Source organism: Streptomyces sp. NPDC005533 (assembly GCF_042871845.1).
Taxonomy (GTDB): Bacteria; Actinomycetota; Actinomycetes; order Streptomycetales; family Streptomycetaceae; genus Streptomyces.
Genome location: NZ_JBIAJH010000164.1, coordinates 1 through 2,079 on the forward strand (window position 1 = coordinate 1; position 2,079 = coordinate 2,079).

The following is a 2,079-nucleotide window of genomic DNA, read 5'->3' on the forward strand; positions in this document are numbered from 1 at the left end:
GTCAGGCCCCCACCCTCCGGATAACGCATACCAACGGCATACCGCAGGGATCATGAACCGTCACTACCCGACGACAACCCGAAATCCTCAGTAACAGAAGCTGATGCTGTGACTGTCGGCTCAGATGCTCGTTGCTCTGTTCGTGGGGAAGAGGAACTCCCGTCCGTGGATCGTGCCGGACGCACTGTGGTCTTTGATCGAGCCGTTGTTGCCGGAGCCGGGTCCGAAGCTGGTCGCGGGGCGGCCGAGGGTTCCTGACCGGCAGGCTCTGTGCGGGATCCTGTTCGTGCTGCACACCGGCATTCAGTGGGAGTACCTGCCTCAGGAGCTGGGCTTCGGGTCCGGCATGACGTGCTGGCGGCGGCTCGCCGCGTGGAACGAGGCCGGTGTGTGGGACCGGCTCCACGTCGTTCTGCTGTCGAAGCTGCGGGCGGCGAAGCAGCTCGACTGGTCCCGGGCGGTGATCGACTCCAGCCATGTGAGGGCTGCTCGGCGGGGCCCAAAAGCGGCCCCAGCCCGGTCGACCGCGCACGTCCGGGCAGCAAGCACCATGTCCTCGTCGACGGGAAGGGCATCCCGCTCGCGGTGTCGCTGACCGGCGGAAACCGCAACGACGTCACGCAGCTGCTGCCGCTCCTCGCCAAGGTCCCGTCCATCGCCGGCCTGGTCGGGCGGCCGCGGCGGCGGCCCGATGCGGTCCTCGGCGACCGCGGCTACGACCACGACAAATACCGTCGGCTCGTTCGGGCCCTGGGCATCAAACCTGTGATCGCCCGCCGCGGTGTCCCTCATGGGTCGGGGCTCGGGGTGCACCGGTGGGTCGTCGAGCGCACCATCGCGTGGCTGCACGGCTTTCGGCGCCTACGCGTCAGGTGGGAACGACGCGACGACATCCACGAAGCCTTCCTCGGTCTCGCGACCTGCCTCATCACCCACCGCCACGTCCAACGCATCTGACAGGGTCCTTGACCCTCAATTCGATCGACAGCTCGACACGTCCTCGGCAACGATGCGGTGCCGTCGAACCTTCACCAGGAGCCACCGTGTCGTCCAGGACTGCAGACATCGACTTCACCTTCGCCCGCGAGCTCACGGTCCGCACCACCATCGGGGCCCTGGCCGCCACAGGCTGGGTACTGGAGAAGCCGTTCTCGTACATGGTGAACGACGACGGCCTCTACAACTGGCGGTCTACAACCCACGACCACACGCAGGATGTCTTGGCCGTCCTTGACGCACCCGAGCATGCGAACCACCACGTGGCCGTCTGCATCTACCACGGGGAGGCGAGCACAGGCGGTCAGCTCCTGTTCTTTCCTGGCCGCATGAACTGCAGCTTCATCCCGACCATCAACCGGCGGCGTCTACCTGACTCGGTCGACTTCACCGACCTGAGCTGGTACATGCACACACTCGTGCCGCCCCTGCTGCCGGTCGGGCTGAAGAGCTACGAAGCATGCGACATCGGCCACTGAGGCCGCCTGCCTGGTTACCTCTCGATCCATGCAGAGTCTTTGTTAGGACCTCTAAGGGCTTCGTCAACCCGTGGGGACGGGTTGGGGTTCGTAGAAGGTGCCTTCGCGGAGAATAGCGAAGAGAACGTTGGCTCGGCGTCTGGCGAGGCAGAGGAAGGCCTGGGTGTGGTGCTTCCCCTGGTACTAGATACGCGATGCCGGGTCGGCCAGAGCGGCGAATGCGGAGAGGAAGAAGGCCCGTTTGAGCTGCTTATCTCCGCCTCGGGGGGATCGAGGAGCCCGGGCTGCGGGTCGCTGGGGGGAGGCCTGCGTAAACGGCGAGGTTGGGTGGCAGATGGGAAGCGGCATCCGCCGCCGACGTCGATGAGGATCCGTGCTCCGTCCTGACGCCGATCCCCAAAATGGACGTTAGGACCTCGGGAAGAGGATGTGCCTTCAGCAGTTCCTCGTTCCTCGCGGTGAGGGAGTTTCAGCTGGTGAAACACTGAGCACTTTAGGCGGGGCTTCAACTAAGACCGTGTCCTATGTGGTGAGGCGGACGAGGCGTTTGTAGCAGCAGAGGGCGGCTGCTAGGCCGAGGAAGGCCAGGTAGTTGCGGGGATGG

The 2,079-nt window shown here is 65.1% G+C and carries 2 protein-coding genes and 1 pseudogene; 2 read left to right on the forward strand and 1 reads right to left on the reverse strand.

All coding sequences use genetic code 11. From position 1 onward, the window contains the following. Positions 1-124 precede the first annotated feature (124 nt). Both ACFYP3_RS37630 and ACFYP3_RS37635 read left to right on the forward strand, forming a co-directional pair. A protein-coding gene (locus tag ACFYP3_RS37630; RefSeq protein ID WP_388842612.1) for an IS5 family transposase occupies positions 125-957 on the forward strand; the annotation gives its coding sequence in 2 pieces (ribosomal slippage) (positions 125-472 and positions 475-957; 831 coding nt in all). A gap of 86 nt (positions 958-1,043) precedes the next feature. Then, entirely contained in the window at positions 1,044-1,475 is a 432-nt protein-coding gene (locus ACFYP3_RS37635) for a hypothetical protein (protein ID WP_388842614.1), read from the forward strand. Between the two features lie 63 nt (positions 1,476-1,538). Here the strand turns inward: ACFYP3_RS37635 and ACFYP3_RS37640 are convergent. After that, positions 1,539-1,923: pseudogene (locus ACFYP3_RS37640) on the reverse strand (transposase); the annotation flags it as partial. Between the last annotated feature and the right edge of the window lie 156 nt (positions 1,924-2,079).